This is a genomic window from Pseudomonas sp. RA_15y_Pfl2_54 (assembly GCF_963971015.1).
GTDB classification, from domain to species: Bacteria; Pseudomonadota; Gammaproteobacteria; order Pseudomonadales; family Pseudomonadaceae; genus Aquipseudomonas; species Aquipseudomonas baetica_A.
In genome coordinates this window covers 67,014-92,404 of record NZ_CAXAPN010000032.1, presented here as the reverse complement: position 1 = coordinate 92,404, position 25,391 = coordinate 67,014, and the positions used below count along the sequence as shown (strand labels likewise).

Genomic DNA, 25,391 nt, shown 5'->3' with positions numbered 1-25,391 from the left:
GAAGCAGCATCTTAAGTAATGCGGCTCTGCGTTCAGGTGAATAGTACGGCACGACCAGTCTCTTTCCGCCCCCGATATGCTTTTTTTGGAAAAACCGGAGAGGCGACAACTATCCTGACACCGGGGGACCGTGGTGAGATGCAGACAATAAAAAACGCCCCCGATCTTACGACCGGGGGCGTTTTTGTGTAGCGGGCGAAAGTTACTTCGCTTTCACACCTTCAAACGAGATGTACAGGTCGACGTTGTCGGACTGTGGGCCCAGATCCATCATCTTGCCGAAATCGGAACGCTTGATGCTGGTGGTGCCTTCGAAGCCGGCACGGTAGCCGCCCCATGGATCCTTGCCTTCACCCAGGAACACAGCCTTGACCACGATTGGCTTGGTCACGCCGTGCAGAGTCAGGTCGCCGGTCACGTCAGCCGTGTCTTTGCCCGCGGCGTTCTTGCCAGTGGACTTGACGCTGGTGGAGACGAACTTGGCGTCAGCGAATTTGCCCACGTCCAGGAAGTCTTTGCTGGCGATGTGCTTATCGCGTTCGGCGTGGTTGGTAAATACGCTGGCGGTGCGCACGTTGAATTCGATTTTGCTCGCTTCAGGCTTGGCAGCATCAAAGCTGAACTTGCCGTCGATGTCTTTGAACGTACCGGTGATGTAGCTGTAACCCAGGTGACTGATCTTGAAGTCAACGAAGGCGTGTTGGCCTTCCTTGTCGACGATGTAGTCAGCGGCCATTACGTTGGCGGACAGCACGGCAGAACCGATTGCCAGAGCGGCCAGAGTCTTTTTCAACATGCTTTCTTTTCCTTTGAGTCGAGGTTGAGCTTCAGGCTTTGCGACCGAGCATTCGAGTGAGGGTCGCATCACGATCAATAAAGTGGTGCTTCAATGCTGCCAACGCATGGAGGCCGGAAAAAATTACCACCACCCACGCCAGCCAGAGATGAATCACCCCAGCGGTATCTGCCTGATCCGGTAGCCCGGAGAGCAGTGCAGGAACTTCAAACAGGCCAAACACCGGGATCCCGACACCGTCTGCGGTGGAAATCAGGTAACCGGCAATCATCACAGCGAACAACGCCAGGTACAGAAACCCGTGGCCGAATTTAGCGCCGATGCGGGTCATGCGGCTGTAGCTTTGCAGCGTCGGCGGCGGTGGGCTGATAAAGCGCCACAGCACCCGCAACACCATCACACCCAGCAGCACCAGACCGATGCTCTTGTGCAGGTCCGGCGCGTCTTTGCGCCAGGTGCTGTAGTAATCCAGCCCAACCATCCACAAGCCCAGCGCGAACAGTCCAAAGACCACCAGCGCCACGCCCCAGTGCATGAAGATGCTGACCCAACCATAGCGCGAAGAAGAGTTACGTAGCGGCATTGCCCAAATCCTGTGAGAACTGCGAACCAAGACTAGCGAGTTATCTATCGAATTAAAGCGGAAAATTTCGCTTTGAAATATCGAGAAATACGATCAAGAGCTTCTGGCCTCCGCGTTAAGGAAAAATTAACCAAAAACCTCAATCCTATCCCGACAGGAAAAAATTCTGACACAGAAAGCATTCTCAGAACTGATTCAGTGTCGGAAATCTCCACAAAAAATTAGGAATCAACCTTGTTTTGTGTAGGTTGACGCTTAGAGGACATCGTCTTTTATAGCCAAAAATGGCAAAAAATATTGCCCTTGTCGCCGCGGCTAGACCGCTCACTAGTCGTCTACTACCCTCCCAATGATCAAGAACCGGAATCTGCGGCAAGTAGCCGGATGCCAGTTCAATATCAGTACAGGGATAAGGGATGCGATTTGACGGCGAATTCGACGAGTTAAAAATAAAATTATTGTCACTGCAAAATGCAGGCGAGTGGAGGACTGTCAACCAAAATCAACATCAGTTCAGAGCCAACAATAGAGGAATAATGAATTGGTACCCGTCGACGGGAAACATTACCTTCCAAGGAGACCAGAATTCCTCAGAGCAACTAAAATCGCTGATAGAGGATTTACTGAATCATCAGGCACACGAAGAAATTTCTGAACCCGGAGAAATCACCACTGAAACAGAGGCTGCTGTAGCAGAACTTTCAGCAGACTCTCAAGGGCCAGACACTTATTTTCTTGACGATTCTTATTCCGACTCAGAACTAGTGATCGGCCTAGTCGGCACGATTGGAACCAACCTCGCCGAAGTCGCAGGATTAATAGAGGAGCGCCTACTTAAATTCAACTATACCGCTGATCGTATAAAAATCTCTACCGACATAATTTCAAACCTGGGAAATCCATCTCCCAGCTCAGACGAGTATGGAAGAATTACTGCTTACATGGAAGAAGGAAACAACCTAAGAAAAAACAGCAAGGACAATTCAATACTGGCACTAGGTGCTGCTGCAAGAATCAATTTACTTCGAAAAGAGCAGGAAGCATTTCGCAGGAAGTCCTTTATTATCAACTCTTTGAAGAACCCGGCTGAAGTGCAGAGGCTTCGAAAAATTTACTCAAATGGATTTTTCCTGATTGGTGTGCATGCCGATCACACAAGGAGACATAATTATCTGACTAAAGACAAATCAATTTCCGAGGAGCAGGCGTCAAAGTTGATCGATAGAGACGCAGACGAACGAGACGATTATGGCCAGCATACCCGAGACACGTACCATCTTTCAGATTTCTTTATTAACTATAACGGAAACTCAGATTCGCTAAAGAAGCAAATCTGGAGAGTTTTTGATTTACTTTTCGGGAAGCCCTATATAACGCCAACATTTGATGAATATGCCATGTTCATGGCATTTTCGGCATCGCTGAGATCAGCTGATTTATCCCGACAAGTTGGCGCGGTACTGACAAAGGATAAATGTATAGTTTCCACGGGAGCTAACGATGTACCAAAAGCACACGGCGGACTATATTGGCCAGAAATAGATGAAAGCACACAGGAAATCGTAGACGCAAAAGATGGTCGCGATTATATGAAGGGAGAGGACTCCAATGCCACTCAAAAAAGGCTGATAATCGACAGCATTCTGAAGGTGATTCCGATGGAGTATCGTGAAGAGCTTCGCCCCCTCATTAAAAAAAGCAAAATCAAAGACATTACGGAATATGGCAGGGTCGTTCATGCCGAAATGGAAGCGTTGCTTTCGAGTGCACGACTAGGGATCAGCACCTCTGGCAGTGACTTATACTGCACAACTTTCCCGTGCCACAATTGCGCCAAGCACATAGTCGCCTCCGGAATAAAAAGAGTAATATATGTTGAACCTTACCCGAAGAGCAAAGCCTTGGACTTTCATTCCGACTCCATATCACTAAATCAGCAAAGCGACAATGTCGTATTTGCTCCCTTCATCGGAGTTGGGCCTAGGAGTTTTTTCAATCTATTCTCTACCAACCTAGGTAGCGGCTATCCTGTCATCAGGAAGTCTGACGATGGACAATCTCTTGACTGGAGCGAGCACGATGCTAAATTACGAACCCAAATGCTACCTTGCTCGTACATTGAACGCGAAACGATAGCCGCAAACCTTTTATCAAAGTACCTAGAGGGAAGCCAAAATGACACCAACTAAAGAAGACTTTCTCAACCATTTAGCGGAGTCTCGTCGCACTGTTGAGCAATGGCCGTCCTGGAAGCAAGAAGCACTTAAGGCATCTCCGCAGCATAACAATGCAGCTTCAACACCATCACAGCAAAAAGAAAAACGTTGATACGCTCGAAACATAAGAGTTATCGGTCGCACCTACAACTGAGCCGACTGCAATAATTGATATATAAATAATAGCCGCATCGAATATAGAAACATGGTTTCAATCCAATAAAAAGCGCGGCATCAGAGCCGCGCTTTTTTGTTTACCGCAAGGCCTTACTGCGCCTTGGTTTCGGTCGTTGCAGCAGGCTTGGCGGCAGGTTTTACCACTGGTTTCTTCGCCGGCTCAGTCTTTTTCGCTGCAGGCTTGACCGCAGGTTTTTTGGCTTGGGTTTTGGCCGCAGGCTTCTTCGCAGCCGGCTTGGTCGCCGCTTTCTTCGCTGGCTCAGCTTTTACCGCAACAGCAGGCTTCGGCGCTTGCACCGGAACTGGCGCAGGTGCCGGCGTTGGCGCTGGAGCCACGGGGGCTGGAGCCGGTTCCGGGGCCTTGGCTGGCGCTGGCTTCTTCTCGTCATCGGAGCCGCCAAACAGGTTGCTGAAGAAGTTGCCCTTCTTCGCCGCCACAGCACCTGCTGCGCCTGCCGCTGCAGCGGCCGGAACCACTTTGGCCGGTTCGAACGATTTGCCTGCCGCCAGATCTTCAACCTGACTGGCCGCACGCTGACCGGTGCGCAGTGCGCCTTCCAGCGTGCCCGGGTACAAGGTGTCGGTGTGTTCGCCAGCAAACGCTATGCGTTGCAGCGGGCGTTCCCACAGGCGCCAGAACTTGCTGATCTGGCCTGGACCGAAGGCCAGGTAGGCGCCGCCCATCGACGGGTCGATGCTGTAGCGGCGGATCTCATAACCGGTGAACGAACCACGGGCCTGTGGATAAAACGCGTGCAGACGAATCAGCACCTGATCGACCACCTGCTTGTCGCCGAACGCTTGCATCACGCGAGCATTGTCGCCGGACAGGTTGATCACCACGTTGGCGCCGCCCTTCAACGCCGGCTCGATCCACAACATGCCCAGACCTGTGTTGCTGTAGATCTCGCCGGACATGCGCGTCTTGCTTTCCCACACGGGCGTCTTGAACTTGAGCATGATCTGGTCGCGCCAGCCGTAGTTGGTGCCCTTGATCGCCGCCAGGTGCTGAGCGTCGAGTGCCGGCGTCATCTGAATCTTGTTCAAGGCGCGCAGCGGCACGGCCAGCACCACGTAATCAGCCTGATAACCCACAGCGCCGACTTTGACGGTCACACCGTCCTTGTCCTGGCTGATGGCCGACACCGGCGAGTTGGTCTTGATGACCTTGATCTGTTTGACGAAAGCCTGGGCCAGCACCTGGCTGCCGCCAACCAGACGCGCGGCGCGCAGGTCACGGTCCGAGACACCGCGATAAACGCGGTTCTGCTGGGCGAAGTACAGCAGCGACAGACGCGAGGGTTCGTCGTAGTGGGTGCGGATGTCCTGGTTGATCAACTGACGCGCAGTGGCCGGCAGGTTCTGCTTGTCGAGCCAGCTCGACACGTTGATTTGGTCCAGTGCGTGCAGCGTGTTGGTGGCCGCCGGGTTCTGCGGATCGTCAATCGAGCGCGCCAGATCGTCGAGGGTTTTCTGATAGCGTTTAATCGCCTCGGCAGTGGCCGGTTGCTTGGTCGCCAGATCAGCGGCGGAGAAATACTCACCGTCGATCAGATAACCCGGCGTGCGCACGAATTCCGGCGCCGGCGTGGTGCTCAACTTGAACGTCGAGACGTACTTGTTCAGCACCGGCTGAGTCTTGTCGTTGCCGATCCACTCGCTGGTGGCCATGCCCGAACGGCCGCCCAGGCTTGGCTTGGCTTCCAGCAACGTCACCTGCCAGCCCTTGTTTTGCAGCTCGTAGGCGGCAGTCAGACCCGACAGGCCGCCGCCGATCACGATTGCAGTTTTATCCTTGGCCAGCGCTGTAACGCTGAACAGCCCCAACATCACCAGCGCACAGGCGCGCAGCCAACCGACAGACATTCAGCGAACTCCGGAAATACACGTAGGAAAAAGCAGTTTTGCGGGTCAGACGACCCAAAGAACCGCGAAGAATACGTTAGCCATCAAAGCGCCGCCAGCGACGTCTATCGGCTCATACAAAGTAGCTCAATCGACACAATGGGTTGTTCCCGCGCGATGCATTGCATAGGCTTGCGCGATTGTTTGCCCGCGCCTGACGCGAGCCGCCTCGAGGAGACTGTAAATGGGCCTGAATAACCAGTGGATGCAACGCGACCTCGCAGTGCTGTGGCATCCCTGCACCCAGATGAAAGACCACGAACAACTGCCGCTGATCCCGATCAAGCGCGGTGAAGGCGTCTGGCTGGAAGACTTCGAAGGCAAGCGCTACCTCGATGCCGTCAGCTCCTGGTGGGTCAACGTGTTCGGCCACGCCAACCCGCGCATCAACCAACGCATCAAGGATCAGGTCGATCAGCTTGAACATGTGATTCTGGCCGGTTTCAGCCATCAACCGGTGATCGAGTTGTCAGAGCGTCTGGTGAAGATGACGCCCGAAGGCCTGAACCGGGTGTTCTACGCCGATAACGGTTCGTCCTGCATCGAAGTCGCGCTGAAAATGAGCTTTCACTACTGGCTCAACCGCGGCCAACCGAACAAGAAGCGCTTTGTCACCCTGACCAACAGCTACCACGGCGAAACCATGGCCGCGATGTCGGTCGGCGACGTACCGCTGTTTACCGAGACTTACAAAGCCCTGTTGTTGGACACCATCAAGGTGCCAAGCCCGGACTGCTACCTGCGCCCGCAAGGCATGAGTTGGGAAGAACACTCGCGCAACCTGTTCGCGGCGATGGAACAGACGCTGGCCGAGCACCATGCCAGTGTCGCGGCAGTGATCGTTGAACCGTTGATTCAGGGCGCTGGCGGCATGCGCATGTATCACCCGATATACCTCAAGCTGCTGCGCGAAGCCTGCGACCGCTATGGCGTGCACCTGATCCACGACGAAATCGCTGTCGGCTTCGGCCGCACCGGGACGATGTTCGCCTGTGAACAGGCCGGCATCCGTCCGGATTTCCTCTGCCTGTCCAAGGCCCTGACCGGCGGCTACCTGCCGCTGGCGGCGTGCGTGACCACCGATGACGTCTACAGCGCCTTCTACGACGACTATCCAACCCTGCGCGCCTTCCTCCACTCGCACAGCTATACCGGCAACCCGCTGGCCTGTGCGGCAGCGCTGGCGACGCTGGATATCTTCGAGCAGGACAACGTGATCGAAAACAACAAGGCCCTCGCCCAGCGCATGGCTTCGGCCACCGCGCATCTGGTCGATCACCCGAACGTGTCCGAAGTGCGCCAGACCGGCATGGTGCTGGCCATCGAGATGGTCAAGGATAAAGCCACCAAAGAGGCCTACCCTTGGCAGGAACGGCGCGGCTTGAAGGTGTTCCAGCATGCGCTGGAGCGTGGCGCATTGCTGCGTCCGCTGGGCAGCGTGGTGTATTTCCTGCCGCCGTACGTGATTACCCCGGAGCAGATCGACTTCCTCGCCGAGGTCGCCAGCGAAGGCATCGACATCGCGACGCGTGACAGCGTCAGTGTGGCGGTGCCGAAGGATTTCCATCCCGGCTTCCGTGATCCGGGCTGATTCGGTTTGCTTTAGATTTGCGGTGTTTGGTCTGCCGCTTTCGCGAGCAAGCCCGCTCCCACATTTTGGAATGCATTTCCCTGTGGGAGCGGGCTTGCTCGCGAATGAAGTCGACACCGATCCACCTGATTCACATTTTTCCAGAGATCCGACATGAGACTGTCCCGCTTCTTTATCGACGCCCCGCTGAGCACTGGCGAACACGAACTGCCGGAAGCCCAGGCGCATTACATCAGCCGCGTGCTGCGCATGGCCGAAGGCGATGCGGTGCAGATGTTCGACGGCTCCGGCCATGAGTTTCGCGGTTCCTTGGTGGACGTCGGCAAGAAGCGCGTCGTGGTGCAGATCGACGAACAGTTGCCCGGTCAGGTTGAATCGCCGCTACAGATTCATCTCGGCCAGGGCCTGTCCCGCGGTGAGCGGATGGACTGGGCGATTCAGAAGGCCACCGAGCTGGGTGTCACTGAAATCACCCCGATCTTCAGCGAGCGCTGTGAAGTGCGACTCAAGGACGAACGCGCGGACAAACGCCTGATGCACTGGCGTCAGGTTGCAATCAGTGCGTGTGAACAGTGTGGTCGTTCGCGGGTGCCGGTGATTCATCCGCCCGTGTTGCTGGCCGATTGGCTGAAGCAGACGCAGGCAGACCTGAAACTGGTTTTGCATCCGGTGGCCGAGCCGCTGGTGAGCCATGCAAAACCTGCGACGCTGGCGTTCCTGATTGGCCCTGAGGGTGGTTTGTCCGATGCCGAGGTCGAGTTGGCCAAGGGCAATGGTTTTCACGCTGCGCGCCTCGGCCCGCGAGTGCTGCGCACCGAGACCGCACCGGTGGTGGCACTGGCGGTGGCCCAGCAACTTTGGGGTGATTTCTAACCCTTATGGGAGGGGGCTTGCTCCCTCCCACGACGATTGCGTCTATAGGACGTAAAACAGAATCGCCACAAAATGCAGCAGACTCCCGGCGATCACGAACAGATGCCAGATCCCGTGGGCGTGGCGCAACCGATGGTCGAGGGCAAAAAAGATAATCCCCACGGTGTACAAGACCCCGCCCGTGGCCAGCCAGGCAAAACCGGTGGTGCCCAGCGCCGCCAGCAACGGCTTGACCGCCACCAGCACAATCCAGCCCATTACCGCGTAGATCACGATCGACAGAATCCGCGCTTCGGAGCGCGGCTTGATCTCTTGCAAAATGCCGATCAGCGCCAGCCCCCAGACAATCCCGAACAGCGTCCAGCCCCACGGCCCGCGCAGCGTCACCAGACAGAACGGCGTGTAGCTGCCGGCAATCAACAGGTAGATCGAAAAGTGATCGACCTTCTTCATGATCGCTTTCTTGCGCCCGCGCACGCTGTGGTACACGGTTGAAGCGCTGTACAGCACCAGCAAGGTCAAGGCGTAAATCGCCACACTGACAATCTTCCAAGGACTGCCGTCGAGGCTGGCGATCACCAGCATCCAGACCCCGCCGATAAAAGCCGCCACCGCCCCGACCAGATGGGTCCAGGCGTTCAATCGTTCCCCGTGATACATGTGTCGCTCACCTCAAATTCATTACCGCAGCGCGCAAGGCTCGGGCCTTGAGCGTAAAAGCGCAATGTTTCTGTTAAACACGAGCCTGCGCAGGTCGTGGTAATTGGGCACAATCGGCCGATACCAAAAAGAGTCCGCGCCATGCTGATCGACGAAGAGTTGACCCTGAAAAAACTCGAGGTGTTCCTCGCCTTCATGCGCACCGGCAATCTGGCCCGTGCCGCTGCCGAGTTGCAAACCAGTAACGTCAGCGTGCATCGCGCCATTCATTCACTGGAAAGCGCCCTGCGCTGCCCGCTGTTCAAACACGAAGGACGCAACCTGACACCGCTGGAAAGCGCTTATGTGCTGGAAGAGCGCGCGCAGAAGCTGATCCAGGACGTGGTCGAAAGCGTGCGCCTGACCCGCGAGGCTGCCGGGTTCTCTGCCGAACGCTTCAAGCTCGGCTCGCTGTATTCGCTGACGGTCAAGACCGTGCCGCAACTGATCATGGGCCTGAAGATCCGCCGCAGTGAACTCAACATCGATTTGATTCTGGGTTCCAACATCGACCTGCTCTACAAGCTGAAAAACATGGAAGTCGACGCGATTCTGGTGTCACTGGACGACAGCATCAACGACCCGGACTGCGAGCAGATTGCGCTGTTCTGCGATGACATCTTCCTCGCGACGCCGGCCGATTCAACGTTTGCCCAGCGCAGTGAAGTCGATCTGGCAGAGGTGCGCAACGAAACCTTCATCACCCTGACCCAAGGCTTCGCCACGCATCAGGACGGCAATCGGGTGTTCAAACAGGCAGGCTTCGAGCCGAAAGTGGCGATGCAGGTCAATGACATCTTCACCCTGCTGAGCATGGTCAGTTCCGGTGTGGGGTATGCGTTGCTGCCGGGGAGGATTGCAGCGGTGTACGAGAACCGGGTGAAGCTCATCCCGTTGCAGGAGAAGTACCGGTTGCAGCAGCACATTGGCGTGGTGTTTTTGAAGGCCAAGGAGCGCGATCCGAATCTGCTGGCGTTGTTGGCGGAGTGTCGAATGTATGCCAATCGGCAGGTCTGAAACCGAGTCGCGTCCTTCGCGGGCAAGCCCCCTCCCACAGGAAAACGCATTCCCCATGTAGAGGCGGGCTTGCTCGCGAAGGCGTCAGACCCGACAGCAGGCTGTCTTAACCCATCAACCCACGCATCAGCAAAAACAACACCGAAGGCCCGAGCAAACACCCCAGCGCGGTATAGAACGCGGCGGTGAGGCAACCATAAGGCACCAGCTTCGGATCCGTCGCCGCCAAGCCGCCGGCCACGCCGCTGGACGTGCCCATCAACCCGCCAAAGATCACCGCACTGCGAGGGCTGTTCAGGCCAATCATCGGCGCCACGAACGGCGTCATCACCATCACCAGAATCGCCTTGATCAGCCCTGCCGCAATCGACAGCGCCATGACTTCGGAAGTGGCGCCAATGGCGGCACCGGTCACCGGGCCGACGATGTAAGTCACCGCCCCTGCGCCAATGGTGGTCAGGCTCACGGCATCGGTGTAACCGAACGCCATCGCCACGCCGACGCCTGCGATGAAGGACGTGCCAACGCCGACAAACAGCGCCAGCACCCCAACAAATCCGGCACGTTTGAGTTCATCGACACTCACGCCGAACGCTGTGGCGACGATTGCGAAATCACGCAGCATCGCCCCGCCGAGCAAGCCGATGCCCGAGAGCATCGGAATATCCACCACGCCTTTCTGGCCCCCGGTCACCGCACCACCGATATACGACAGCAACAGCCCGAGCAAAATGGCGATGGCCGAACCGTGCAAGCGGCCCTTGGTGAAGGTGTTGGACATCCAGTAGGACACCCACATGGTCAGGCCGACAATCAGGAACCCGCTGATCAGACCGTAACCGGTGATGACTTTCATCAATGATTCGTACATGGCGCTTACCCCACAGTCTTGGGTGGAATGACGGCGGCCGGTTCCTTGTTACCAAGGCGTACCAGCACGGGCACCATGGCAAAGGCAATGACCACCGCCAGCGTTCCCGCCAGAATCGCCATCGGCCCGCCCTTCAGCGCGCCATAAACATTTTGCTGGGCCGCCATCGCCACCACGATCGGAATGTAGATCGCGCTCCAGAACTCCACACCCTGCTCGGTCTTGCCCTTGAACCAACCGGATTTGTTGAGGTAACTGCCCAGACCGATCAACAGCAGCATCGCAATACCGACGCCGCCGACATTGGCCGGCACGCCGATCAACTTGCCCAGCATTTCACCGATCCAGATACCCGCCAGGGTACAAAACGCCAGAAACGCCACACCGTAAATAATCATTGTTGTAGTCCTCAAATTGCATCGTCGAATGTTGTTTTTGTTGTTCGAAGCTTGAGTCGGCGGTCTTAGAGTTGGCGGCTTCCCTCCTCACGCAACAGCGCCTGCAAGGTGTCCAGGCGAGCACTGTCAAACGCAGTGACCGTGCCCTGCTCAAACACCCGGCGCGCCAGCCCGGTCAGCACCGCACCGGGCGGCAGTTCGATCTGTAGCCGCACGCCGCGTTCGTAAGCGCTTTGTACGGTGCCGCGCCAATCCACCACGCGGCACATGTTGAACGCGAGGTCGTCACGCAAGGCTTGGACCTTGACCACCGGTCGAGCGCGACTGCCGCTCAGGTAGGCGATTTTCGGGTTTTTCAGCTCAACGCTGGCGAAGGCCTCTGCCAGTCTCTGCGCGGGCTCATCCAGCAACGGACAATGCGACGGCACGCTCACCGCCAACCGTTTCGCCAGTCCTGCGCCACGGCTGCGCGCCAATTCAGCGACCGCGTGCATCGCCTCATCACTGCCGGCAATGACCACCTGGTTATCGGCATTGATGTTGGCCAGATAAACCGGCGACTCCTCGCCGTGAACCTGCGCCAGCAACGTTTCGACTGTGGATAATTGCAGACCGATGATCGCGGTCATGCCAAAGCCCTGTGGATAAGCCTGCTGCATCAACTCACCGCGCAGGCTGACCAGATGCAACGCATCGCTGAAGCGCAAAGCCCCCGCCACCACGGCTGCCGGGTAAGCACCGATGGACAGACCGGCGACGTAATCGGCCGTGAGGCCTTCACGCAGCAACTGCCGCGACGCCGCGACCCCGGCGATCAGCAGGCACAGTTGAACCGCCCTTGTGCGGCGCAACGCGTCGGCAGAATCGAGCAACAACACATCCTCGCCGAGCACGTCGCTGGCCTCGGTCAGCGTCTCCCCAGGCAAACGCTGGAGCATGCCCGGTTGTTGCGCGCCCTGGCCGGGAAACACCAGCAAACTGCTCACGCCGCCTGCTCCTGCGGATTCCATGGATCAGAAACCAGGCAGGCCTGATGCGCGTTTTTCAGCAGCACATGAGCCGAAGCGCCCGCCCACTCACGCAGCGCCACCGCGCCGAACGGCGTCTGCAATTGCATATCGACCCGGCATGAGGATTGATCGAAAAGCGCCACCAGTTTGCGTGCCTGATTACGGGTAATCAGGTGCGGTGTGCGCAGGATCAAATCGAGATCGCTGCCCTCGTGCATCGCGGCAAAGCCGCTGGCCAGTTCAAACCCGGCACTGCCGCTGACACCCCAGACCCAACCGCAGTCATCGAGCATCGGGCGCAACTGCTTGAGGGCGCGCATGACGGGCAGATCACGCTCACTGTCGACATGACTCAGCGCCTCGGGGCTGACCCGACAGACCATCGAATCGACCGCCATGAACGCCGCCAAGCGCTGCTCACGCGAGACACCGCGCACACCCACCGCGACAAAACCCTCAGCGCTCAAGGCCCGGCGCACCACCACCGGTTGCCCGGCGCTGAGCGACTCGATAGCCCAACCCGGCGCATCCGCGGGCAATTGCGCCGGGGTCATGCCCCAGAGCAGATCGTGGGCCAGAGGTGTGTTCACCACTGCGCCCTCAACAGTTCCCGCACGCGGCTGGACGCGGCACGATTCTTCGCGCCCAGACGATTGCTCAGCCCCGTGTTGGAGATATCGCTGATGGCGTGGGTCAGGCACTCAGTGACCCGCGCCAGATCCTGCGCTGTCGGCTGTTCGATCTGTTGCACCGACAGGGTTTCCCAGAGCAATCCGAGGCTGGCGTAGCTGTCGATGTCATAGGCCATCGGCGGCACACTGGCGGCCAATGCTTCGAGTTCTTCGACGCTGCGCAAGGTCACCCGCGCCGCCGAGGCTTTGCCCATCGCATGCACCATCACCCCGGGATCACGCAGGGCGATCAAACGGTTGGCCTGATAACCATGGGCCAGAAACGCACCGGACATGGCTTTGCCCACCAGCAATGCAATCACCGGGTGCCCGGCCAAACGTGCGCGGGCATAGCTGTCTGCCGCACCGGCCAACGCTTGATGAATGCCGAGGGCTTCCTCGCGACGACCGTAAGCCTGGCTCGGCACATCGACGATGGCGATCAACGCACGCTTGTGCGTTTGCTCACGGTCGGCGCTGATCGCGTCATCGACAGCCTTGGCCAGACCCCAGCCTTCCAGCAAGCCGACTTCGCCATCGCGAGCGCGAGGGAAACGGTTGTCCGGGTCAGCGACCACGGCCAGCAAGCGACCGAGCGCCGTGTCCGCCACCCGCAGTGACGCCGGCAAACCTTCGACGGTTTTCGCTCCGGCGCACAAGGCGTTGAACCAGTTCAAACCGCGCAATGAATAACCACTCATGAGCGCTCTCCTTGATACAGATCGCGAACCACCGAAGGCTCGATTTGCGTGTCAGTGTCCAGGCTAGCCAGACGTTGCAGGAACCACTCGGCCCTTTGACTGCGCGGTTGCGCCGGCAAGCCTTGCTGCAACAACTCGCCGACCTGCTGACGAATCTGCGCCACATCATCGCCGACATAGCGATCCACCAGACCACTGGCAAAGCGTTGCTCGCCCCCGGCCAGGCTCCAGATAAACGGCCGGTCGCGGGAATCGTATTCTTCGATCCCGGCTTCCTGTTCGATCACTTGCGGGCCGTTCAAACCAAGGCGCGCTTCCTGAGTCACCAGCAAATAGCTGCACAGCGCAGCCGCAATCGACATGCCGCCGAAGCAGCCGACGCTGCCCGCCACCACGCCCACCACCGGTTGGTACTGCTGCAAATCGACAATCGCCGCGTGAATGTCGGCAATCGCCGCCAAGCCGAGATTGGCTTCCTGCAAGCGTACGCCGCCGGTTTCCAGCAGCAGGATGGCGCGGGTCGGGAGGCCTTTGCGGTTGTCTTCGGCGGCCAGTTCCAGCGCGCCAGCGATCTTTGCCCCGCCGACTTCGCCAAGGCTGCCGCCCTGGAAAGCGCCTTCGATGGCGGCAATCACCACCGGCAAACCGTCGAGGTTGCCCTTGGCGATCACCACGCCGTCGTCGGCCTGCGGCACCACGCCTTGGCGTTCGAGCCACGGCGACATGACGCGTTGAAACGGGTCGAGCAATTCGCGAAAGGTGCCGGCGTCGAGCAAGGCTTTCGCCCGTTGCCGCGCACCGAGTTCGACGAAGCTGTGTTTGTTCAAAAGCGCTGCGCTGTCAGTCATGGCCGATCTCCTCGAAACCTTGTTCCAGCCGCAAACGCACCACCGCCGGCGTCGCGCCGAAATCGTGGATATCGATGGCCATCGCCGGTGGCGTGGTGCCGTCGAACATCCGCGCAAACAAATGCTGCCAGCGCTGCTGCGCGCCGTTGACCGAGGTCTGCACATTGATCGTCAGCTTGCCGGCCAACCCCGGTTCGATCAGCACTTCCAGATCACCCGAGCCGACACAACCGACCAGAGCACGCCCGCGTGGCGGCTGCCCGGCGGGGAATTCAAACGATAGGGTTTCCATCAAAACGCTCCCTGAAAGATGCCGTCGTGCTCGATACGGTCGAGCAACAGCGTGGCGGCGAGCAAGTCGGCGGCGCCACCGGGCGAGGCATTCAATGCGATGAGTTGTTGATCCAGTTCGTGCAGGCAACGGCGACCGTTGAGGCTGGCGCTGCCTCCGGCGTCGAGCACCGCTTGCGCACCCTGTTGCATGGTTTGCAGGCCTTGTTCGCCGGCGCGATAGAGCACGCAGGTGTCGGCCAGGTCGGTCATGATCGCGAGCAAGGCGTCGAGTCGGGCGTTCTGTTCGCCGTGGCCATGGGCGCGGCTTTTTTTCAGTTGCGGCAGGCCACGTTGCAGCACGGCCGGGAAGCCGAGTTGCGCTTCTTCGCGGGCACCGCGGGCGCCGTAGCGCAACGCGACTTGCGCGCCGTGGCTGAGCGGGCGCGGTGCGTAGCGGTCGTCGAGCAACGCCAGACGTGCGGCGCGCACAGAGATAGCACTGGCGCTGCTGGATCTCGTTTCCAGTGCAGCCGCCGTGACGATCAGGCCCAAGGCCCAGATCGCGCCGCGATGGGTGTTCACGCCGTGGGTGGTGGCGAGCATGGCTTGCTCGCCTTCACGGCCGATGCGGCCAATGCTTTCACGCAACGTCGGATTGATCTCGCCAATCTCAATGGCGGCCTCAGCCATCTCCTTGAACGCCGGCCACAACGACAGCGCCGACGCGTGCATCAGGCCCAGGTGCAGATCGGTGTGCGCGCCATTGCCACGACGGTCGACCAGCGCCGGTTTCGGCGACAGATCGGCTTCGTCGATCAGCGCATCCACCGCCAGATCAGCCAGGTGCTCGGCCAGAGAAAGCGGTTTCGCTTGCAGGTTGAGTGCGTGCATTACCAGCTCCTGAACTTGGCGGGCGGGTTGTAGAGGCCGCCGGACCACTCGACCAGATCGGCGACGCTTTTCGCCGCGAGCAATTCGCGGGTGGCGTCAGTGCGGCGGATGCCGAGGTCTTCGGGCAAGGCGATCAGGCCTTCGCGGCGCATGCGTTCGGTGTCTTTGGGGTTGTGGCGCAGGCCGATGGCGGTGACGCCTGCGACCGCAGCGATCATCGCTTGGCGCTCTTCCAGCGAACGCGCCTTGTACAGGTAGGCGATGCCTTCCTCGGTCAGCAAGTGGGTGACGTCGTCGCCGTAGATCATGATTGGCGCCAGTGGCATGCCGCTTTTTTTCGCCACCTCCACCGCGTCGAGGGTTTCGACGAAGGTCGGTTTGCCGCCCTCCTGGAAGGTCTCGACCATTTGCACCACGAGTTTCTTGCCGCGTTCGAGCATCGGCTGCTGCGAATCGTCGTGGCGCATGTCCAGCCACGCCGGGGTGCCGTGACGGCGACCACGCGGGTCGTGGCCCATGTTCGGCGCACCGCCGAAACCGGCGAGGCGACCACGGGTCACTGTCGAAGAATGACCATCGCCATCGACCTGCAACGTCGCGCCGATAAACAGATCCACCGCGTACTGCCCGGCCAGTTGGCAGAACATCCGGTTGGAACGCAGCGAGCCGTCGCGGCCGGTGAAAAACACATCTGGTCGCGCGGCGATGTAATTTTCCATGCCCAGTTCGGTGCCGAAGCAATGCACGCTTTCGACCCAGCCGCTCTCGATCGCCGGGATCAGCGTCGGGTGCGGGTTGAGCGTCCAGTTGCGGCAGATCTTGCCTTTGAGGCCGAGGGATTCGCCGTAGGTCGGCAGGATCAACTCGATGGCGGCGGTGTTGAAACCGATGCCGTGATTGAGCGACTGCACGTTGTGTTTTTCGTAGATGCCACGGATCGCCATCATCGCCATCAACACATGCACAGGCTTGATATGGCGTGGGTCGCGGGTGAATAGCGGTTCGATGTAGAACGGCTTGTCGGCCACTACGACGAAGTCGACCCATGAGGCGGGGATGTCCACACGCGGGAGTTCGCTGACGTCGTCGACCAATTGGTTGACCTGGACGATGACGATGCCGTCGCTGAACGCGGCGGGTTCGATCAACGCTGGAGTGTCTTCGGTGCTGGGGCCGGTGTAGATGTTGCCGGCGCGGTCGGCCATGAACCCGGCCGAGAGCACGACATTGGGGATCAGGTCCACCACCAGCCGTGCATAGAGTTCGATGTAGGTGTGAATGGCGCCGATTTCCAGTAAGCCGTCTTCGAGCAACTGGCTGATGCGCAGACTCTGCGTGCCGGCGAAGGAGAAATCGAGCTTACGGGCGATGCCGCGTTCGAACAGGTCGAGGTGCTCGGAGCGGCCGACGCTGGGCATGATCATGTGCAGGTCGTGGAGCTTTTCCGGGTCGGCTTTGGCCAGCGAACGGGAGAGGAAATCCGCCTGCTTCTGGTTATTGCCCTCCAGCACCACGCGGTCGCCGGGATGAATCAACGCTTCGAGCGCGGCGACGATTTTGTCGGTGGGCAACACCGCACCATCGGCCATCCCGCGCACCTTGTCGAGGCGGCGCTGCTTCTCATCGCGCCGCCGCGTCCAGCGCGAGTCGGGGGAAATTGTTGTTGTCATGCTCACTCCACGGGGTTCGCTGTCGTGGAGCTAAGGTAGGTGTGTGGAGTGTGGGCATCAATCAAGCTGGGCGATGAATCATTACGCTCAAAGTAACGGTCTGGTTGGACCCAACGTTGCATTAAACAGGACAAGAAATTCAATATTGAGTGTCCGGCCTTATGGAGATTGAGCTCAATTTTAAAACAATCATGTCTGAGACGCGATTCACGCCTTTTAAATAAAGTCCCAAAAAAATGATTACCTCAGACCATCCCAAGAACAAGACGATCAAATTCTTATAGCGCTACAGCTTTTTTATTTCTTAACATTATTAACACCTGTCATACATGACAGGTGGACGCAAGTTTTAAATGTGAAATGATGTCCGTGCAAAAGGTTTTACAGCATCGGAACATACGCAACTCTAAAATGGAGCGTTTGAAATGAAAAAAATTGAGGTTTTAATTGTGGCGACAATATCGGCATTTGTTAGTCATGTTGCATTTGCAGAAATCGATGCAGGATGTAAGCAACTATGGGATGCCACAAGCGCTGCCCAGACATGCAAACTATCAAACCTTACAAAATATGAGGCTGGAGGTGCTGCTATTTGTACGATAGAAGCTACTTGCCTGGCCTCGAGCACACATCGCGAGATTGAGAATCGTATCAACTCGAGAGAAATCAATGACACGGTATATAACAAGGAAAGCGTTTCGGTATATACGATTCTTGAAACCGGGCTAAATAATTGCAATGGCAAACTTACGTATAACCCTTGCTAATGCCACAAACATGCAGCTCAACTAAAACCCGACTTAGCCTGCTGCACACGTTAAGTTAAGGCACAAAAATCACAAGAAGGCTGGATCAGTCCGCCGATGATCGTCCTCATGCTATGTATGGGAACGATCATTAAGACGAGTCAACATCATTGAAAAAAACTGGATCAATCTGTTGGCACTAACTTGTCCAAAATACGATTCACAGCCATCTCCGCCACCATCACCACCTGCGCAATACCTTGCACAGTCTTGCGGTGCGTACCTTCCACCATTGCCGCATGGTTGTTGAGCATGACCGTAGCCGAGCCGAGGGTTTCGCTGGCGTCGGCCAGCAGGGATTCGGTGTCGGCATTGGGGTTGGCCATGTACAGCGTGTTGGGGGTGTAAGGCGTGGCCATCAGGTCGGCGTTGGTCGGGCCGAGGTAATGGTCGAGGGCGCGTTCGGCGGCTTCGTGGAATTTCTTTGAATCGGGGGATTCGTAGGGGGATGCCGGGTCTGTGAGCGGGGGGTTAGGCGTAGGTTTAATCATCTTCAGGTTCCGAAATAAAGCTGGAACCGCATCTCTGCTAAAAGAAGGGGTGGCAGCTGAACGCAGGTTAGCAGACCGGGGAACCTAAGGAAGCCGGCGCGCCGAAGCGCCCTGCGCACAGCCGCCATCGAATGCAGGCGCTGAGCCTGACGATGATGTATGTGCACCCTTAGATTAGCCACGGGCTGCTAAACCCGATCACTGGAAATCAGTGACGGAATCAAGTTACGCAGCATGCCAAAGGCGCACAAGCCGGCGGATTCTGGTGCATGCGTAGGCAGCGGCGCAAGGATTTGTAGGCTAGGGAGCCGTAACACCTAGTGTCTTTAAACAACGCGACTGGAAGGCGTTTATTGCGCACAGAGATTGAGGATTTGTCTGTCGGATTGAGGTGTGGCGACTGGCGCTTTCGCGAGCAAGCTCGCTCCCACAGGAGATCTTCAGAGAACGCAGATTTTGTGTACGACATAAACCTACTGTGCGAGCTTGCTCGCGAAGAGTCCAGTCTGGTCACCGCAAATCTTGGATCAGTCAACGAGACCCGCATCCACCAACAACTTCTCCAACCCCAACAAATCCGGCACCTTCGCCACCTGCTCCCCGACCTGCACCGCCGCCTGCTCCAATTCACACAACGGCACATCGACATAGCTCAACTGGCTATCGAGTTTGTACGAACGCGGTATCCCCTGCACCAGAAGCGCAATGAACTTCAGCTCCGGCAACCCGCCGAGGGCATTGAGAATGACGATCCGCGCCCGTTCGCCGATGACGATTTTCTGCCCGCACGCCGATTCAAAACTCAGCAGCGGGATCTGCCGTTCACGCCAGCTCACTCGCCCCAGATACCACGGTGGCGTATCGAGATCGAACGCGCTGGCCTGGTAGTCGATCAGCTCGGCCACGGCGACGTTGGGCAGGATCAGGTTGCGATCGGCCAGCGGCAGCAGCAGGCCGGTGAGTTGGCTGTTACGCGCATTGTACCGGCGCTCATGCATGTTTCTTGCTCCAGTGGGCAATGCTCTCGAGCAGCACCGACTCCTGATACGGCTTGCCGAGGTAGTCATTGACGCCGATGGCCATGGCGCGGTCGCGGTGTTTCTGCCCGGTGCGCGAGGTAATCATGATGATCGGCAGGTGTTGCAGGCGTTCGTCGTGGCGCACTTGGGTGGCGACTTCGAAGCCGTCCATGCGCGGCATTTCGATGTCGAGCAGCATCAGGTCGGGCATGTGTTCTTCCAGCAGCAACATGGCATCGACCCCGTCCTTGGCCGTCAGCACGTTCATGCCGTGACGTTCGAGCAAACGGCTGGTGACCTTGCGCACGGTGACCGAGTCGTCGACCACCATCACCAGCAGCGGCTTGTGCGGTTCGCTGTCGATGTCCGGCAGCGTCGGATGCTGCGCAACGCGCGCCTGCATCGCCCGGATCGGCGCCAGCAAATCAAGAATCAGCACCACCCGGCCATCACCGAGAATGGTTGCGCCAGACACGCCCTGCACTGCCGCAAACTGCGGGCCAAGACTCTTGACCACAATCTCGCGGGTGCCCGCCATGGCGTCGACCTGCACGGCGACGTGACGGTCGTTGCACTGCACCAGCAGCACCGGCAACGGCAGGCTCTGGCCAATCAGTTTGGGGCGCGGCGCGGTTTTCAGCAGCTCGCCCAAATAACACAACTCATAGCGTTGCCCGGCGTATTGGTAGCTCGGCGGATCCTGGCGAAAATGCCCCTCCAGATCATTGGGCAATACCCGAACAATGCCTTCAATGGTGTTCAGCGGTATCGCGTACTGGTCTTCAAAGCACTGCACCATCAGCGCACGATTGACCGACACGGTGAACGGCAGGCGAATGCGAAAATGCACGCCCTGCCCCGGTACCGAATCGATGCTCATGCTGCCGCCCAGTTGCCGGACCTCTTCGTGAACCACATCCATGCCGACACCGCGCCCGGAAATCTGGGTGATTTTTTCGGCGGTGGAAAACCCCGGCTGGAGGATGAATTGCAGCACGTCGCGGTCGCTGATCTCGGCCTGCGCGGCGAGCATGCCGCGCTTGATCGCTTTGCGGCGCACAGCGTCCAGCGGCACCCCGGCGCCGTCGTCGCGGATGTCGAAAATGATGTCGCCGCCCTCGCGGGACAGGTCGAGGCGGATCTGTCCTTGCGCAGGTTTGCCCGCTGCCAACCGTACTTCGGCGGTTTCCAGCCCGTGGTCAACGGCGTTGCGCAGCATGTGTTCCAGCGGTGCGGCCATGCGCTCAAGCACGTTGCGATCCATCTCGCCTTCGGCATTGCCAACGACGAACGCGACATCTTTGTTCAGCTCTTCGGCGACCTGGCGGACGATGCGTTTGAGGCGCGGCAACATCCGTTCGAACGGTACCATGCGCGTGCGCATCAGGCCTTCCTGCAATTCGGTGTTGATCCGCCCTTGCTGCTGCAGCAGGTTTTCGGCGTCCTGATTGCGTCGATCCAGCGTTTCCTTGAGATCGAGCAGGTCGGAGGCGGATTCGAACAGGGCCCGCGACAGTTGCTGCAACTGCGAGTGACGGTCCATTTCCAGCGGATCGAATTCTTCGTAACCGAGGCGTTCGGCGTCCACTTGCTGACGGCTGAGGATACGTCCCTGGGTTTCGGTGTCGAGGCGGCGTAATTGATCGCGCATGCGCTCGATGGTGGTTTCCATCTCGTTGAGCGCCACTTGCGCGTCGTTGACTTGCTGTTCGATGCGGCCCCGGAAAATCGAGGTTTCCCCGGCCAGGTTGACCAGATCGTCGAGCAGTTCGGCGGAGACCTTGACCATGTCCGCACCGGCGTCCGGGGCGGTCGCCGTGGTTTCGGTTTTTACCGGCACAGGCAACAGCGGCGGCGTGTCGAGGCTCGCCGGGTGACTGAAATTCTGGATCGCATTGATCAACCGATCCGCCGGCGGGCACGGTTGCCCGGCGCGCACGGCATCGAGCATTTGCGCCAGTCGGTCATGGCCGCGCTGCACCAGGGCGAACAGCTCGCCCGAGGTTTGCAGCGTGGCCGCCGAGACGCTTTCGTAAAGGTATTCCAGCTCATGAGCGAGGTCGCCGATGGGACCGATCTCGACCATCCGCGCGCCGCCCTTGAGGGTGTGCAGATCGCGCAGCAGGGTTTCGACTTCCTGGCGATTGCCCGGCTCGGCTTGCCAGCGCAGCAGCGCAGCGCCGGAGTTTTCGATGATGTCGAAACCTTCTTCGAGGAAGATTTCCAGCAGTTCCGGATCGTGCCCGGCGCTGTCGGGATCCACCGTCGGCGGCTGTGTTTCGCCCAGCGTCTGCCCCTGGCGCAGCTTTCGAATGGTTTCAATCAGATCCTGAGCCGGGGTCAGCGGCTGATGGTTTTGCAACTGATCAAGCAACTGAGCCAACCGGTCATGGCTCTTGTGCAGCAAGCGCTCCAAGGCTTGGTTATGGCTGTAGCGCCGATCGAGCAGCCCTTCATAAAGGCTTTCCAGTTCCTGAGCCAGATCGCCGATGGCCTCGACCTCAGCCATCCGCGCACCGCCCTTGAGGGTGTGCAGATCGCGTTGCAGGGACGACAGCGGCGCGGTGTTGTCAGGGTCTTTCAACCAGCGCTGCAAGGCCTGGCCGGAACTGTCGAGAATGTCCACCGCCTCTTCGAGGAAGATCTCGACAATCTCGTCAGCCGGCGCAGCAGACGCAGCGGTTTGTGACAGTTCGGCCGTCGCCGCACCCAGCTCGCGGATGCTCAGGCTGCGGCTGCCATCGCTGCGGATCAAGCCCATGGAGGACGGGTCGAGACTCTCATCGAGCAGGTCATGCAAGGCACGAATCCGCTCAGGCTGCGGCGTGACTTCCTGACCGGCGGCCAGTTCGTCGAGCATGTTGATCAGCGCTTCGTGGGCGTTCTGCGCTTCCTGAAAAAACCTGTCGCTGACCGCCAGGCTGCTTTCTTCGACGGCCCCATAAAGGTCGAGCAAGGCTTCGCACAAGACGTCGACCGGCAGCAGATCCGCCAGGTGCGCACCTTCGCCGAGGGTGGTCAGTTCGTCCAGCAACGCGCTGAGTTCCTGACGTTCGCCGGGGTGCTGCTGCCAGCGCTGCAAGAGGCTTTCGGCGTCGAGCAGGATGTCCATGCCCTGGGCGAGGAAATTGTTGATCAGTTGCGGGTCGCGCTTGACGCGCAGGCCGGTGTTCAGCGCATTGAGGATCGATTCCAGACGTTCGGCGAGCAGTGTTTCCGTGCGTTTGATCAGCGACTGAGCACCGACAATCGGTGCCAGCGGATCGTGCTTGAGCTGACGCAGGCCGACCCGAAACAGACCTTCGGCTTCAAGCAGCAATTCCACCTCATCAAGGTCCAGCGCCAGTTGATGGGCCTTGAATTCGCGAGCGAGTTTATCGAGCGGGGCGGCCAGTTCGGCAATCGGCGAGACCCCGGCCATCGATGCACTGCCCTTGAGGGTGTGCAACGCACGTTGCAACTCGTCGCTGGCTTGCAGCGGCACGTGTTCGGCGGCTTGATCGAGGAAACGATTGAGGCTGACGAGATGGTTTTCGGCCTCGTTGCGAAAGATCTCCAGCAACAAGGGGTCGAGTGCCGCGACGTCATCGGTGTCTTCGGCGGCCAGCGGTTCGTCCCCCTTGGCCAGGGCGTGGGCGCGGGCGGCGAGTTGATCGACATCGCTGCGCTGGCGTTGACGGTGGGTGGCGAACTCGCTGATCAGTTCCGGCAGCAATAGCACGGTGTCGCCCAGCAGTTGCTGCACCACCGAACCGGGTTCGACGCTTTGTTCCAGCACGCGATTGAGCAGGTTTTCCACCGCCCACGCCAGTTCCCCAAGGATCAACGCACGCACCATCCGCCCGCTGCCCTTGAGGGTATGGAAGGCACGGCGCAGTTCGCTCAGCGCGGCGCGATCCTGCGGATGGGCCGTCCAGCGCGGTAAGTACTCGTGGAGGACTTCAAGGACTTCGTCGGTCTCTTCGAGGAACACTTCGCGCAGTTCATCGTCGACCGGTTCTTCATCCGCCGGCGGCGGCATCAGGCTGCCGGGGGTGATCAGTGCCGGCGGGTTGACCGCCGACACCGGGCTGGCCAGCACATCCGCCAGCGACTGGACGATGTGCGGGTCGTCGAGCGCCTGCATGTCTTGCATCACCAGCGCTTCGCTGGGGCTGAGCACATCCTCGAGCACCGGCACATGCTGTTCGTCGGGCTGCTCGTCGGGAAAGAAACCGAGGCTGGCGAGGGACTTTTGCGCGACGTCCAGCAGTTGCTCGCTCGGCGCCAGTGGGTCATCGCTCAAACGCTCAAGGTAATACTCAAGACTGGTGATGACGTCGGCGAGGTTGTCCAGTTGCTGCCAGCCTGGTTCGTGCGAATCAAGTAGCAGGTGTTCGCGGATGAAACCATTGCAGGCCTCGACCAGTTTGGCCGCGCGACCGAGCGCAATCACCGCCAGCGCACCGCGCACCTGGGTCAGCAGCGCCGGCAGCGGCAGCAGATGCTGGCGATCCCAGTCGGCGTCGATGTAGTCGACGATCATGTCCTTGGCCTGTTGCAGGCAGATGCGCGCTTCCTTGATCACGATCTGGTGGATCTGCGTCAGGTCGGTGGTCGGCAGGCGCGAATCTTCCGGGCTTTGCGGCTCGACCGTGCCAACCATGCCGGCCAGCGTGGCTTCGACATACAGCAGCGCCCCGGCGACGTCCATCAGGATGGCGTCGTTCGGCTCGCGCTGGCCTTGAGCGAGGCTGAGCACCACCGCCAGTTGATCGATGATGACTTTGCGCGGCTGGCCGAAACCGAGCACCGCGAGGGTGTCGGCGATCTGCCGCAGTGGTGCCAGCAGGGCTTCCAGGTCCGAGGTGTGCTGACGGTCGCTGCGCACGAACAGGTCCAGGCGCTCCTTGACCCGCACCAGCTCTTCACACAACGCCGCCAGCACCGAGCGCATCGCGTCGCGGTCGGGGCCGGCCAGGCGCGTGCGCTCTTCGTCGACCATCGCGCTGTCGGGCAACGCGTCGTCCAGGGAGTAGTGATCTTTCATGGTCAGCATCTGCCCGGTGGGATGTTCGGCTTTGGCAATATAGAACAACAGGCTTTTGAGCAGCTCCGGCGGTGGCGGTTGGTTGAGGCCGGCCATGCCCTGTTCGAGCAGACGTTTGAGTTCCTTGTCAGCGTCCTTGAGCAGGCTGCGCAGCGCCGGGCTGTTGGCGATCTCGCCTTGGCGCATGCCTTCGACCAAGGCTGATGCCACCTGCCACAAGGGGCTCAACGGTGCATCGCCGCTCAAGGCTTCGAGGCGGGTGAAGACCTTCGCCAGATAATCGAGGTGCGTCTGATCGTCCTGCTCGCGCAGCAAACCGACCAAGGCCATTTGCAGCATCTGGCGCCATTTGCGCAGCATGTTTGGCAGTTCTGCCGGCGCCAGCAATGCCAGCGCTTGTGCGTTCAGGGGCGGCAGTTCGGGCAGTTGTGGGCTGAACAGGCTGGTTTCCGAGAGCAGGCTCTCGCCCCGGGCGCTGCGCAAATCGTTGAGCAGCGGCAGCACCACCAACGGCAGATCGCGCCGAGCGTTCTGCACGCGATCAAGGTAGATCGGCAATTGCCCAAGGGCTTGCAGCAACAGGTGCAGGGCTTCGTCGCGATGACTGACGCGCTCGTGTTGCAGGGCTTCGACCAGTTGCTCCATTTCTTCGGCCAGCAGTGCCGCGCCATAGAACTCGACCATTTGCAGGCTGCCGTGGACCTGATGGATGTAATCCAGGCACTCGTCCAGCCCAGGCGTCGCCTGCGGATCATCGAGCACGGTTTCAATGGCCCGATGCGCCTGTTTCAGCGTTTCGGCAATTTCGCCTTTGACCCACTCGAGGGCCACATAGTCGTGGCGATCACCCATGGCA

General features: G+C 59.1%; 22 protein-coding genes. 6 read left to right on the top strand and 16 right to left on the bottom strand.

Annotated elements, in window-relative coordinates; translation table 11 throughout:
* Positions 1-202: 202 nt before the first annotated feature.
* Complete coding sequence (locus AACY50_RS21955) at positions 203-796, bottom strand: YceI family protein (RefSeq protein WP_339430319.1); 594 nt, start codon at positions 794-796, stop codon at positions 203-205.
* Between the two features lie 31 nt (positions 797-827).
* Complete coding sequence (locus AACY50_RS21950) at positions 828-1,379, bottom strand: cytochrome b (protein WP_339430320.1); 552 nt, start codon at positions 1,377-1,379, stop codon at positions 828-830.
* Positions 1,380-1,795: 416 nt separating this feature from the next.
* Here AACY50_RS21950 and AACY50_RS21945 point away from each other — a divergent pair, with 416 nt between their 5' ends.
* Positions 1,796-3,568, top strand: a complete 1,773-nt coding sequence (locus tag AACY50_RS21945; protein WP_339539170.1) for an anti-phage dCTP deaminase — start codon at positions 1,796-1,798, stop codon at positions 3,566-3,568.
* Entirely contained in the window at positions 3,555-3,707 is a 153-nt protein-coding gene (locus AACY50_RS21940) for a hypothetical protein (RefSeq protein ID WP_339430322.1), read from the top strand. Before AACY50_RS21945 ends, AACY50_RS21940 begins: the two co-directional genes overlap by 14 nt.
* Positions 3,708-3,862: 155 nt before the next feature.
* Here the strand turns inward: AACY50_RS21940 and AACY50_RS21935 are convergent, their stop codons facing one another.
* The gene (locus AACY50_RS21935; protein WP_339539169.1) at positions 3,863-5,638 is read right to left on the bottom strand and encodes a flavin monoamine oxidase family protein; all 1,776 of its coding nucleotides are present in this window, start codon (positions 5,636-5,638) and stop codon (positions 3,863-3,865) included.
* A gap of 223 nt (positions 5,639-5,861) precedes the next feature.
* Here AACY50_RS21935 and AACY50_RS21930 point away from each other — a divergent pair, with 223 nt between their 5' ends.
* Positions 5,862-7,268, top strand: coding sequence for an adenosylmethionine--8-amino-7-oxononanoate transaminase (locus tag AACY50_RS21930; protein WP_339430324.1), 1,407 nt, complete (start codon positions 5,862-5,864; stop codon positions 7,266-7,268).
* Positions 7,269-7,421: 153 nt separating this feature from the next.
* Positions 7,422-8,141 (top strand): 16S rRNA (uracil(1498)-N(3))-methyltransferase, encoded by a 720-nt coding sequence (locus AACY50_RS21925; protein ID WP_339430325.1) that lies wholly within the window; start codon positions 7,422-7,424, stop codon positions 8,139-8,141.
* 42 nt (positions 8,142-8,183) lie between these two features.
* Here the strand turns inward: AACY50_RS21925 and trhA are convergent, their stop codons facing one another.
* A complete protein-coding gene (gene trhA, locus AACY50_RS21920) occupies positions 8,184-8,801 on the bottom strand; it encodes a PAQR family membrane homeostasis protein TrhA (protein WP_339430326.1) in 618 nt (205 codons plus the stop codon).
* Positions 8,802-8,942: 141 nt separating this feature from the next.
* On the opposite strand from trhA, the gene AACY50_RS21915 reads away from it, so the two are divergent.
* The gene (locus AACY50_RS21915; RefSeq protein ID WP_339464494.1) at positions 8,943-9,857 is read left to right on the top strand and encodes a LysR family transcriptional regulator; all 915 of its coding nucleotides are present in this window, start codon (positions 8,943-8,945) and stop codon (positions 9,855-9,857) included.
* A 106-nt stretch (positions 9,858-9,963) separates the two neighbouring features.
* On the opposite strand, the gene madM is transcribed toward AACY50_RS21915, so the two are convergent.
* The 9 genes from madM to mdcA all read right to left on the bottom strand — a co-directional run bounded on the left by madM (position 9,964) and on the right by mdcA (position 17,190).
* Positions 9,964-10,728: a malonate transporter subunit MadM gene (gene madM, locus AACY50_RS21910; RefSeq protein ID WP_339430328.1), complete on the bottom strand. Its 765-nt coding sequence runs from the start codon at positions 10,726-10,728 to the stop codon at positions 9,964-9,966.
* A 5-nt stretch (positions 10,729-10,733) separates the two neighbouring features.
* Positions 10,734-11,126 (bottom strand): malonate transporter subunit MadL, encoded by a 393-nt coding sequence (madL, locus tag AACY50_RS21905; RefSeq protein ID WP_221732363.1) that lies wholly within the window; start codon positions 11,124-11,126, stop codon positions 10,734-10,736.
* Positions 11,127-11,191: 65 nt separating this feature from the next.
* Positions 11,192-12,112 carry a malonate decarboxylase subunit epsilon gene (mdcH, locus tag AACY50_RS21900; RefSeq protein WP_339430329.1) on the bottom strand — a complete coding sequence of 307 codons (921 nt, stop codon included), beginning with the start codon at positions 12,110-12,112 and terminating at the stop codon, positions 11,192-11,194.
* The gene (locus tag AACY50_RS21895) at positions 12,109-12,729 is read right to left on the bottom strand and encodes a malonate decarboxylase holo-ACP synthase (RefSeq protein WP_339430330.1); all 621 of its coding nucleotides are present in this window, start codon (positions 12,727-12,729) and stop codon (positions 12,109-12,111) included. The genes mdcH and AACY50_RS21895 overlap by 4 nt, the downstream gene beginning before the upstream one ends.
* A complete protein-coding gene (gene mdcE / locus AACY50_RS21890; RefSeq protein ID WP_339464496.1) occupies positions 12,723-13,508 on the bottom strand; it encodes a biotin-independent malonate decarboxylase subunit gamma in 786 nt (261 codons plus the stop codon). The genes AACY50_RS21895 and mdcE overlap by 7 nt, the downstream gene beginning before the upstream one ends.
* A complete protein-coding gene (locus AACY50_RS21885) occupies positions 13,505-14,356 on the bottom strand; it encodes a biotin-independent malonate decarboxylase subunit beta (RefSeq protein WP_339464498.1) in 852 nt (283 codons plus the stop codon). The genes mdcE and AACY50_RS21885 overlap by 4 nt, the downstream gene beginning before the upstream one ends.
* Complete coding sequence (locus AACY50_RS21880; RefSeq protein ID WP_339539168.1) at positions 14,349-14,648, bottom strand: malonate decarboxylase subunit delta; 300 nt, start codon at positions 14,646-14,648, stop codon at positions 14,349-14,351. Before AACY50_RS21880 ends, AACY50_RS21885 begins: the two co-directional genes overlap by 8 nt.
* A complete protein-coding gene (locus AACY50_RS21875) occupies positions 14,648-15,520 on the bottom strand; it encodes a triphosphoribosyl-dephospho-CoA synthase (protein WP_339539167.1) in 873 nt (290 codons plus the stop codon). The genes AACY50_RS21880 and AACY50_RS21875 overlap by 1 nt, the downstream gene beginning before the upstream one ends.
* Positions 15,520-17,190 carry a malonate decarboxylase subunit alpha gene (gene mdcA / locus AACY50_RS21870; protein WP_339464500.1) on the bottom strand — a complete coding sequence of 557 codons (1,671 nt, stop codon included), beginning with the start codon at positions 17,188-17,190 and terminating at the stop codon, positions 15,520-15,522. Before mdcA ends, AACY50_RS21875 begins: the two co-directional genes overlap by 1 nt.
* Before the next feature lie 425 nt (positions 17,191-17,615).
* Here mdcA and AACY50_RS21865 point away from each other — a divergent pair, with 425 nt between their 5' ends.
* A complete protein-coding gene (locus AACY50_RS21865) occupies positions 17,616-17,957 on the top strand; it encodes a hypothetical protein (RefSeq protein ID WP_339430335.1) in 342 nt (113 codons plus the stop codon).
* Positions 17,958-18,121: 164 nt separating this feature from the next.
* Here the strand turns inward: AACY50_RS21865 and AACY50_RS21860 are convergent, their stop codons facing one another.
* The 3 genes from AACY50_RS21860 to AACY50_RS21850 form a co-directional block, all read right to left on the bottom strand.
* The gene (locus AACY50_RS21860) at positions 18,122-18,487 is read right to left on the bottom strand and encodes a DUF6124 family protein (protein WP_339464501.1); all 366 of its coding nucleotides are present in this window, start codon (positions 18,485-18,487) and stop codon (positions 18,122-18,124) included.
* A 527-nt stretch (positions 18,488-19,014) separates the two neighbouring features.
* On the bottom strand, positions 19,015-19,485 hold the full coding sequence (locus AACY50_RS21855; protein WP_339430336.1) for a chemotaxis protein CheW: 471 nt from the start codon (positions 19,483-19,485) through the stop codon (positions 19,015-19,017).
* The gene (locus tag AACY50_RS21850; RefSeq protein ID WP_339539166.1) at positions 19,478-25,387 is read right to left on the bottom strand and encodes an Hpt domain-containing protein; all 5,910 of its coding nucleotides are present in this window, start codon (positions 25,385-25,387) and stop codon (positions 19,478-19,480) included. The genes AACY50_RS21855 and AACY50_RS21850 overlap by 8 nt, the downstream gene beginning before the upstream one ends.
* Between the last annotated feature and the right edge of the window lie 4 nt (positions 25,388-25,391).

Excerpts from the sequence above, each read along its gene's own strand:
- AACY50_RS21955 (WP_339430319.1), bottom strand. The coding sequence starts at position 796 with ATGTTGAAAAAGACTCTGGCCGCTCTGGCAATCGGTTCTGCCGTGCTG.
- AACY50_RS21950 (WP_339430320.1), bottom strand. The coding sequence starts at position 1,379 with ATGCCGCTACGTAACTCTTCTTCGCGCTATGGTTGGGTCAGCATCTTC.
- AACY50_RS21945 (WP_339539170.1), top strand. The coding sequence starts at position 1,796 with ATGCGATTTGACGGCGAATTCGACGAGTTAAAAATAAAATTATTGTCA.
- AACY50_RS21940 (WP_339430322.1), top strand. The coding sequence starts at position 3,555 with ATGACACCAACTAAAGAAGACTTTCTCAACCATTTAGCGGAGTCTCGT.
- AACY50_RS21935 (WP_339539169.1), bottom strand. The coding sequence starts at position 5,638 with ATGTCTGTCGGTTGGCTGCGCGCCTGTGCGCTGGTGATGTTGGGGCTG.
- AACY50_RS21930 (WP_339430324.1), top strand. The coding sequence starts at position 5,862 with ATGGGCCTGAATAACCAGTGGATGCAACGCGACCTCGCAGTGCTGTGG.
- AACY50_RS21925 (WP_339430325.1), top strand. The coding sequence starts at position 7,422 with ATGAGACTGTCCCGCTTCTTTATCGACGCCCCGCTGAGCACTGGCGAA.
- trhA (WP_339430326.1), bottom strand. The coding sequence starts at position 8,801 with ATGTATCACGGGGAACGATTGAACGCCTGGACCCATCTGGTCGGGGCG.
- AACY50_RS21915 (WP_339464494.1), top strand. The coding sequence starts at position 8,943 with ATGCTGATCGACGAAGAGTTGACCCTGAAAAAACTCGAGGTGTTCCTC.
- madM (WP_339430328.1), bottom strand. The coding sequence starts at position 10,728 with ATGTACGAATCATTGATGAAAGTCATCACCGGTTACGGTCTGATCAGC.
- madL (WP_221732363.1), bottom strand. The coding sequence starts at position 11,126 with ATGATTATTTACGGTGTGGCGTTTCTGGCGTTTTGTACCCTGGCGGGT.
- mdcE (WP_339464496.1), bottom strand. The coding sequence starts at position 13,508 with ATGAGTGGTTATTCATTGCGCGGTTTGAACTGGTTCAACGCCTTGTGC.
- AACY50_RS21885 (WP_339464498.1), bottom strand. The coding sequence starts at position 14,356 with ATGACTGACAGCGCAGCGCTTTTGAACAAACACAGCTTCGTCGAACTC.
- AACY50_RS21880 (WP_339539168.1), bottom strand. The coding sequence starts at position 14,648 with ATGGAAACCCTATCGTTTGAATTCCCCGCCGGGCAGCCGCCACGCGGG.
- AACY50_RS21875 (WP_339539167.1), bottom strand. The coding sequence starts at position 15,520 with ATGCACGCACTCAACCTGCAAGCGAAACCGCTTTCTCTGGCCGAGCAC.
- mdcA (WP_339464500.1), bottom strand. The coding sequence starts at position 17,190 with ATGACAACAACAATTTCCCCCGACTCGCGCTGGACGCGGCGGCGCGAT.
- AACY50_RS21865 (WP_339430335.1), top strand. The coding sequence starts at position 17,616 with ATGAAAAAAATTGAGGTTTTAATTGTGGCGACAATATCGGCATTTGTT.
- AACY50_RS21860 (WP_339464501.1), bottom strand. The coding sequence starts at position 18,487 with ATGATTAAACCTACGCCTAACCCCCCGCTCACAGACCCGGCATCCCCC.
- AACY50_RS21855 (WP_339430336.1), bottom strand. The coding sequence starts at position 19,485 with ATGCATGAGCGCCGGTACAATGCGCGTAACAGCCAACTCACCGGCCTG.
- AACY50_RS21850 (WP_339539166.1), bottom strand. The coding sequence starts at position 25,387 with ATGGGTGATCGCCACGACTATGTGGCCCTCGAGTGGGTCAAAGGCGAA.